The organism is Teichococcus aestuarii, assembly GCF_042651065.1.
Classification (GTDB): domain Bacteria; phylum Pseudomonadota; class Alphaproteobacteria; order Acetobacterales; family Acetobacteraceae; genus Pseudoroseomonas; species Pseudoroseomonas aestuarii.
Genome location: NZ_JBHSCH010000060.1, coordinates 18,745 through 27,056, shown reverse-complemented (window position 1 = coordinate 27,056; position 8,312 = coordinate 18,745). Strand labels below are relative to the sequence as shown.

The window sequence follows — 8,312 nt, the reverse complement described above, 5'->3', positions numbered from 1 at the left end:
ACGCCCCGCAACCGCCTGCTCGCCGCCCTGCCGCCGGACAGCCTCGCCCGCCTCTGGCCGAAGCTGGAACGGGTGGAGATGCCGCTCCGCCAGGTGCTGCACGACGTCGAGGTGCCCATCGAGCACGTCTATTTCCCGGAAAGCGGGTGGTGCTCCATGCTCTCCTATACGGAGGATGGAGATGCGATGGAGGTGGGGCTTATCGGAACCGAGGGGGTGGTTGGTCTGCCTGTCGTGCTCGCCGATGAGTTCGACGATCTGGAGGCCATAGTGCAAGCCCCCGGCGATGCCTTCCGCCTGGATGCGGGCGCGCTGCGCGAGGCGATGGACGAGGACCGCGACCTGCGGCATCTGCTGCTGCGCTACGCCCTGGTTCATCACGGGCAGGTGGCGCGGACCGGAGCCTGCAACGGGCGCCACCATATCGAGGATCGCCTCGCCCGTTGGCTGCTGATGGCGCATGACCGGGCTGAGGGGGACGAGTTCCCCATGACGCATGAGTTCATGTCGATGATGCTGGGGGTGCGGCGGGCCGGCGTGACCGTGGCGGCCCGCGTGCTGCAGAAGGCGCAGTTCATCCGCTACGAACGCGGCCGCCTGGAGGTAACGGACCGGCCAGGCCTCGAGAGCGCAAGCTGCGAATGCTACGGCATCCAGCGCCGTGCTTCCGACCGCCTGTTTGGCGGAAACAAGGTCCCTTATCGTCGGTGAGCCAGCCATTAGGAAGGCGGATCTTTCACGCTTCTTTGTACGGTTCCGTACATGGCTTCGGCGCTCGACCTGTCTAAGTAGTGGGCATTGCCTGCCGCGACCCTTCCGGCGCAGGTGACTGAGAGACGCTGCGCGCTCCCGCCGGCACCCTGTCGCAGGAGCCGGCCATGGTTCTCTCCGCTCAGCCTCCACCCGTTTTCCGCAACCGCCTGCTGGCTGCCCTGCCGCCGGAAGCCCTGGCGCGGCTATGGCCGCAGCTCACCCTGGTCGAGCTTTCCAGCCGCCAAGTGCTGTGCGCACCGGAGCAGCCCATCACCGCCGTCTACTTCCCCGAGACCGGCTGCGTCTCCATGCTCGCCTACATGCAGGATGGCCACCCCACCGAGGTGGGGCATATCGGCCATGACGGCATAGTCGGGTTTCCAATCCTGCTCGAGGGCGACCGCGACGGACTGGAGACCATGGTGCGGCACTCCGGCACGGCTTGGCGGATGGGCGCGGCTCTGTTCCGGGAGGAGCTGGCGCAGATCCCGTTCCTGCGCTCCCTTCTGCGACGCTATGCCCTGGTACATTACGAGCAGGTGGCGCGCGCCGCCGCCTGCAACGGCCGCCACGGGATCCGGGAGCGCCTGGCCCGGTGGCTCCTGATGGCGCATGATCGGATCGAAGGTGACACCTTCCCGGTGACCCATGAATATCTCAGCATCATGCTGGGCGTGCGTCGTGCCGGGATCACCGAGACGGCGGGTGCCTTGCACAAGGCCGGCATCATCTGTTCCGCGCGAGGGCAGATTACGGTGATGGACCGGCTCGGCCTGGAGAGCGCCGCCTGCGAATGCTACGGCTCCGTCCGCCGCGCCTGGGACCGTCTCTATGGGCAGCAGGACAAGGCACCGGCTCTCGTCTGCAACTGATAATCCTTGATTGTCGTATGTCTGGCTCCCCCCAGGCCCAGGCTGCCTTATTCGTCAGCGAGAGCATTCAGATGAGCGGCCTTCAGCAAAGGGCCGAACAGGCCAGCCAGAGAATGGAGGCTGCGCTGATAACCGCGCACACTATGGGAACCAGATGTGTCTGTAGCACTGTCGTTCTCCCTTTGACGCTAGCCTTTTTTGATGAATGCGTCATTTTAAGCATCACGAATTAGGGAAAATCAACCTAAAGGTTTTTCCTGGTGATCCTGGGACAGATCCGCGTGAGCGCCGGACCCTGCTCAGCAAATCCGAGGTCAAACGGAAAGAGGAACCTGGCTTAGCCGTGTCCCTCTGAAAACTGGCCGCTGAGCGCAAAATTCTGGCTGCTTGGCCTCGGAAAATCGATGCCTTGCTGCAACTAAGGCTGTCTGCCGTGGTTGAGCTGATGTGCTTCCTCGGCACACTAGAGGGCGGACATTGGTGGCAACGGTGCCCTGTCGGGGCCTCCCGGTAGGGCGCCGTTGTTCCGACTAGATTTTTATCGGCCGTATCTATTCCCGAGCGTGGCCAAAATCTGAGGTCTCTCGATCGGGCCCGGTACGAGCGCCGCGGCGCAGCGCCGCCTGCAGACGATCGATCATTTCACTGCGCTTGTAGGGCTTACCCAGCACCTCAAGCGTAATGTCTCGGGGGCCATTCAGCGACATCTCGTCATTATAGCCGGTGGTCAGCACCACTGGCACATCAGGGCTGCGTTCGCGCACCCATTCCCCGAGAACCAACCCGTTGGCTCCACCTGGCATCAGCACGTCCGAGAACACGAGGCTGAATGGGTCGTTCGCCGCCTTGGCCTCATCAAAGCGCTCAAGCGCCTGCTCAGCGCTGTAGGCGACGACCACGCGGTAGCCAATGTCAATCAGCGCCTCCTGAGCCATGTGGGCGATCTCCCGACTATCATCCACCACAAGGATCAAGGGGGGCGCCGTGGATTCGCTCAGCGCGCGCGTCTGATAGCCGCTCTGCTGTGCCTCGAACCGCTGATCCTCCGTTTCCTGCACCATCTTTGGAAAGATCATGCGGATCGTGGTGCCACGCCCCGGCTCGCTCTCGATCTCCAGCCGGCCACCGGATTGCTGAACAAAGCCCTGAGCCATGGCGAGGCCAAGGCCGGTACCCTGCCCTTGCGGCTTGGTGGTGAAGAAAGGTTCGGTGGCGCGCGCCTGGATGTGTGGGGGCATGCCCGTGCCCTCGTCACTGACCGAAAGTATGACGTAATCACCTGGCTCCAGGTGATGTGCCGCGGCGTTGCCGTTGAGGTGGATGGCCTTGGTCTTCACGGTGATTGCACCGCCATTGGGCGAAGCGTCACGCGCATTCACCACAATGTTGAGCAGCGCCATCTCGAGATGCACCGGATCCACCTTCACCTCGGGAAGGCGCCGCTGCAGACTAAGGTAAAGCTCGGCTCGTTGCCCCACCGAACTTTCCAGCAATTCGCCGAAGGAATTCACCAGCTGGCTCAGGTCGACGCCTTTCGGCTCGAGCCGCGAGCGACGAGCAAAAGCCAGCAACTGGCGGGTTAGTTTGGAGCCGCGTTCCGCAGCCGCCGTAGCAGCGGAATGATATCGTTCAAAAGCGCGTTCGTCATGGCGCTTATGTTTCATTATCTCCAGGCTGCCGTTGACGATCTGCAGCATGTTGTTGAAGTCATGGGCTAGCCCAGCAGTAAGCTGACCAATGGCTTCCATCTTCTGCGCCTGCCGCAGCGACTGCTCGCTCTCCCGCCGTTTGGAGACGTCAAGCTGGCTGGCGAAAAAATAGATCAACTCTCCAGACTGGTCGAATACCGGCCCCATGAAGATCGCGTTCCAGAAGGGTGTGCCGTCCCGCCTGTAATTCAGGATCTCAAGGGCGATTGGACGTTGGTCCCGTATAGCCTCGCGCAGTTGAGTGACCGCCATCGGATCGGTTGCGGCGCCCTGGAGAAAGCGGCAGTTGCGGTTCAGCACCTCTCCCTCCTCATAGCCGGTCAGGTCGAGGAAGGCATTGTTGGCGAAGACGATTGGGCAATCACTCTGCCTCGGATCGGCTAAGATCATTGGCATCCGCGTCATCTCGACAGCAGCGAAGAACACGCTGCCTCGGTTTTCAATGCTCGGATCGACAATGTTTGCCTGTTTCCAATGATGGAGCCCAGGTCGCCCTAGTGGTTCAAGGGCACCCTGGTCCATGGCACCTGCAGCCGGTATGCCGGTATCATTGGCCTGATCAGGAGCAGAGCCGTCTACTTTTTTGCCCATCGATGGATTTTTGAAACCTTCTGCAGAGATGCTGACATGGTGGTGCCCGAAAAAATCAGCTCGAGCTTTGAAGTTTTCACAATTTTTCAGTAGCGGATTATTTCGGCTGCCCTGCTCCGTACGATTGGCGTGGTTGTCTTTTTGCCAAGGGCAAAATGTGGTGCTTGCTGATTGTGCAAGCGACCGCGGCAGGTATTTCGGTGCACTGGAGATGCAGGATGCTGTGCCATGAGTGCGCGTACGCCGGTCGCTAGCGCGCGGTGTCATGTGGATGCGGCCGGCGGCACCAGGCTTAGCCCACAGGACCAGCGCCTGACGGTGATCTGCTCCATGTCCAGGACACGAGCCACCTCTGCCGGCTTCCAATCGAGATCGACCAGGCACTGCCGGAACTCTTTGGGCGTCATTGAAGGTCAGCCTGCGCCGCTTTGAAGGCACCGTGCGCCGTGCGCCGTGCGCCGTGCGCGGTGCGCAGGGCCGCCACGGCCGCCTCCGCCTGCCGCAGGCCAATGCTGGCTTATCGGGCGTCCCTGCGTACCACCGTGCAGGCGCCTTTTTCGGCGGCACGGCAGGAGCATTTCTGCTTCTGGAGATCACTCCTCTGTTGCTCTACCTCACAACCACCGGTTAGTGTTCCCCTCGTATCTCCACTTTAACGAGTGGCTGATAGGCTAACCGCCCAGCCTTCCTCCCCCGCGGGCTGGGCGGTCTCGAGAGTCCAGACGTTGGCCCTCTCAAGCCGTCCGCCTTATCCCGTCGAGTGCGGCGGGATCGGCGGCAGCCTGACCAGCCGCCACCCGGAGCGCTCCAGCTGCTCGAGCACACGGTCCGCGGCTTGGTCTGGCGCTGGGCAAGCCAGGGTTTTCCCCAGCGGCCGACCCTCAAGACTGTAGCGGAGCACATAGCAGACAGCCTCCAGCACGGCGTCACGCTCGGTGCTCTCCAGCTCATCCATGTCGGCGCGATTAGCTAAGTGCTCCGATGCCAGCCGCATCACCAGAATGCGGCCCCGCGCACCGGATTGATCACCTCGCCAGCCTTACACGACTTCACGAGAGCGACGCGTGTGACAGAGCGGGCGCAAACGCTGCAGCGCATCTGATCCGCCATGGCTTCGACGGACATCTCGCCCCGTGCGTCCAGCACCTCCTCCACGCAGACCAGCCGATTGGGTGGGCAGGTCGGATCAGCGCAGCGCGTGCGGATCAACCATCCTTCCCAGTGGGACAGTGGAGCCTCTCGGAAAGACAGGAGGGTGAGGGGGGCGGCCGGAGCCGGGCGGACGTGCATGTCTAATCTCCATCATCAGTCGGCCCCCGCCGAATCGCCCCGCTGCGGACGCTATCATGCAGAACGAAAGAAGAACAAGATTCGCGTGATAGCAGGGAGATCTTTAGGGTCTTGTCGCTATCCTCGGCTGATGCTGGCCATTCGCGCTGTATCTCCGGATCTTCTCGCTGCCCTGCTGATCGGCTTATCGCGACCGCCTCAGGCAAGCGCCACGGAGTTGGTGGGCCTGGTCGTGGGCATTTGGCGGCGAGACCCTGACGCGGCTGATCGCCGAGCGGGAGCAGGTAAAGGTGCGGCTGGCCGAGATCGACGCGCTGGAAAGCCGACAGCTCTGGGGCGCGTGCCAGTCGCTGGCCGACTTAGCCTTCCAGCGGAGCGTACGGGTGGAAGTGGTCGACACCGACCGGTACGGCCGAACGGTAGAGAAGGTCTGGCTGGGCGGCCTGGATGTGAACCGCAAGCTGGTCAGGCGAGGGGATGCCGGGGTCTAATGGCAATACCTGCGTGACCAGTCGATGCTGGCGGTCGAGCGAGATGCCCGGGCAGCACGCCGCGGGCTTTAGAGGTTACCGGAGGCGGAGAGGGTGCCGCCTTGGATGTGGCGACGCGCTGCTAGAAAAGGCGACCTCGGTTAGACAAAGACTGGCCTAAGCGCTTGATTTTCTGCGGTGCTCTTCCGTCGGTTAGATACAGTAATTGGTTCTATTATCAGGTTTCTATCAATCCCGCCGCGGACACCATTCCTCCAAATTTCCATCTAAAAACAGATGAACAGATGAAGCGTCCGCCTGACCTGGAATGCGGTTGGGCAAACGACGTTCATGAATCGCCGCCAGCGATCTGCAGCATGGCAGCGATGGCTAAGGTCAGGACTTGCTGTCCGAAGAACATGGCGGCCGCGAGGCGGATGGCCGACATGGCGGTGCGGGCGGAGCGGTCGTGACGCAGGGCAATGCGACGCAGCCCTTGAGCCTGCCGGACATGGTCTCGATGCGGTGCCGCTTCGGGGTGGCGCGGGCCAGCCGCGTGGCCGGCCCGCGCGACTGTCACGAGGCGGCGTCCTGCGCATGCTCCAGGAAGAAGCGGAGCATCTCGCGCGAGGCATCGGGTCCACGCGGGTCGGTGTAGGAGCCGGCGGGGCTGCCGCCGGACCAGGCATGGCCGCCGCCGTGGATGAGCCATTGCTCGAGCACCGTCTGCCCCGCGGCATCGGCGTGCAGGGTGCGGCTGTAGGCGTGCCCGTCCGCCACCTGCCCGCGCTGCGTCTCGGTGCGGAGCCCGCTGGGCGCGGCGGCAGCCGATTGCGCGATGACCTGGTCGCCGTTGCGGGGATGCACGGTGGTGTCCCGGTCGGCATGGAAAACGATCGTCGGTATCACCCGCGCCGCATCCCCGGTCCGGAGGGGCGTGCCAGCGGCGCCCTGCCGCATGGCGGCGAGGGCTGAGGTGAGGTCGCGGGCCGCGCCGCAGGCCAGGCCGGAATGCACCCCGACCGCGGCATAGAGGTCCGGATAGGATTGCCCCATGATGGCGGCGGCCGCCCCGCCAGCCGACAGCCCGGCGACGTAGACCCGCCGCGGATCGGCTGCGTGTTCGCGCATGACCTGCCGGGTCATGCCCGCGATCAGCGACGGCTCCCCCTGGTCGCGCTGCTGGTCGCCCGGGCTGAACCAGTTCCAGCACTTCTGGGCGTTGGCGGAACTCGGCTGCGCCGGATACAGGATGAGCACGCCGTGCTCCTCGGCGAGCAGGTTCATGCGTGTCCCGGCAGCGAAATCGTCGGGTGACTGGGTGCAGCCGTGCAGCATGACGACCAGCGGCACCGGCCCGCTGCGACGGGTGCTGGGGATGTACAGCTTGTAGGCGCGGCTCCCGGCTTTGGCGCCGAAGGACCCCGCCACGAACCGCGCCCCCTCGGGCATTGGCCCGGGCGCGGCGGCCGGCCCGCGCCGTGCCAGCCCCTCCAGCCCCTGTCCCAGGCCGCCCTGGTTGAACTGGTCGAGGAAGCCGCGCAGCGCCTCCGGCATTTGCGGCAGGGGGGCCTTGCCCATGCCGGCAGCCGGCCAGGGGCCGCCCGCCTTCCGGCGTGCTGCGGCGGCAGCCGGGGCCGGGGCCGGCTCCGACACCTCGCCGGTCTCGGGGTTCACGTCGATGATGCGCGGCGGCCGCGCAGCCGGGATGCCGAGGCCGCCCTGTGGCGTGGCCGCTGCAGGATCAGCCGCCGCATTGCCTTGCAGGAGACGCTGCAGCAGCGCGGAAGCTTCGGCGAGCCGGCCTTCGCGGGTGAGGCGGGCCGCCTCAAGCATGTCCTTTGGGAGCATCGCGTTCATGTCTGGTGCTTTCAATGCGCGGAGACAGGCCAGCCATCCTTGCAGGGAGGCTCGCTCTGCATCCCGTCATGGGAGGCCGGTGGCGGAAAACGTCGGCCGCCATCCCGATGCGAGGCGGCGGTCAGCAGCGTGCGGTGCGTTTCGGGACGATCAGCGGGTGCGGTCGGCCAGGGCGGCCTTCACCGCGGCGCTGGCCTGAAGTGCGCCCAGGACGGAGACCGAGCCGATCGCCGCTCTGGCCAGCTCGGGCGTGACGTCGGCCGCGATGCTCGCGAGGCCCAACACCCGGATGTGGAGCATCTGCCCGGCCTCGCGTGCCGCCTCGAGATCCTCGCGGCTGTAGTGCCGCAATCCGAGATCCAGGTTCTTCCGCGTGACCGACTGCCTGGCCGCGTCGGCATGCCGCTCGATCTGGTTGCGGATGGCGGTGCGGATGAAGTCGGTACGGTTGGAGTAGAAGCCGTCCTGCACCAGCAGGTCGATGTGGCCAAGATCGACATAGCCAAGGTTGATGGTGATCTTCTCGGTGTCGCCGCCCGCCTTGGGCCGCAGCTCGCGCACATTGCTCGGCATCGTTCTGCCATCCCCTTGCCATCCACATGGATGGTAAATTGGGTGCCGAGATGGAGAATGCAAGCAGCCGGCATCTCTGGTCGTGAGGAAGGGCATCCTGGCCTTCTCTGCCATGGCCCTCCCCGCCCGGTCGTTGGAAGCTTCGGCCAGCCTGGAGCGGGTTCGCCCGGTGGCGTATGCCGGGCTGCGATGAT

General features: G+C 64.6%; 7 protein-coding genes. 3 read left to right on the top strand and 4 right to left on the bottom strand.

The features are described from left to right. Window positions 1-711 (top strand): Crp/Fnr family transcriptional regulator (locus ACFOY6_RS18885; RefSeq protein WP_379651933.1); only part of this gene is annotated, 711 nt, incomplete at its 5' end. Window positions 712-878: 167 nt separating this feature from the next. Further along, a complete protein-coding gene (locus tag ACFOY6_RS18880) occupies window positions 879-1,625 on the top strand; it encodes a Crp/Fnr family transcriptional regulator (RefSeq protein WP_379632458.1) in 747 nt (248 codons plus the stop codon). Window positions 1,626-2,176: 551 nt separating this feature from the next. On the opposite strand, the gene ACFOY6_RS18875 is transcribed toward ACFOY6_RS18880, so the two are convergent. After that, the gene (locus tag ACFOY6_RS18875) at window positions 2,177-4,192 is read right to left on the bottom strand and encodes an ATP-binding protein (RefSeq protein WP_379632460.1); all 2,016 of its coding nucleotides are present in this window, start codon (window positions 4,190-4,192) and stop codon (window positions 2,177-2,179) included. Between the two features lie 1,313 nt (window positions 4,193-5,505). Between ACFOY6_RS18875 and ACFOY6_RS18870 the strand changes: the two genes are divergently transcribed. Next, window positions 5,506-5,706, top strand: coding sequence for a thermonuclease family protein (locus tag ACFOY6_RS18870; protein WP_379632462.1), 201 nt, complete (start codon window positions 5,506-5,508; stop codon window positions 5,704-5,706). A 328-nt stretch (window positions 5,707-6,034) separates the two neighbouring features. Here the strand turns inward: ACFOY6_RS18870 and ACFOY6_RS18865 are convergent, their stop codons facing one another. From ACFOY6_RS18865 to ACFOY6_RS18855, 3 genes are all read right to left on the bottom strand, one after another. Further along, the gene (locus ACFOY6_RS18865) at window positions 6,035-6,265 is read right to left on the bottom strand and encodes a hypothetical protein (protein WP_379651932.1); all 231 of its coding nucleotides are present in this window, start codon (window positions 6,263-6,265) and stop codon (window positions 6,035-6,037) included. Next, the gene (locus ACFOY6_RS18860) at window positions 6,262-7,545 is read right to left on the bottom strand and encodes an extracellular catalytic domain type 1 short-chain-length polyhydroxyalkanoate depolymerase (RefSeq protein WP_379651931.1); all 1,284 of its coding nucleotides are present in this window, start codon (window positions 7,543-7,545) and stop codon (window positions 6,262-6,264) included. Before ACFOY6_RS18860 ends, ACFOY6_RS18865 begins: the two co-directional genes overlap by 4 nt. Before the next feature lie 150 nt (window positions 7,546-7,695). Beyond that, a complete protein-coding gene (locus ACFOY6_RS18855; protein ID WP_109519223.1) occupies window positions 7,696-8,118 on the bottom strand; it encodes a CopG family transcriptional regulator in 423 nt (140 codons plus the stop codon). Window positions 8,119-8,312 lie beyond the last annotated feature (194 nt).

Coding starts and splice junctions, on each gene's coding strand:
- ACFOY6_RS18880 (WP_379632458.1), top strand. CDS start 879: ATGGTTCTCTCCGCTCAGCCTCCACCCGTTTTCCGCAACCGCCTGCTG.
- ACFOY6_RS18875 (WP_379632460.1), bottom strand. CDS start 4,192: ATGACACCGCGCGCTAGCGACCGGCGTACGCGCACTCATGGCACAGCA.
- ACFOY6_RS18860 (WP_379651931.1), bottom strand. CDS start 7,545: ATGAACGCGATGCTCCCAAAGGACATGCTTGAGGCGGCCCGCCTCACC.
- ACFOY6_RS18855 (WP_109519223.1), bottom strand. CDS start 8,118: ATGCCGAGCAATGTGCGCGAGCTGCGGCCCAAGGCGGGCGGCGACACC.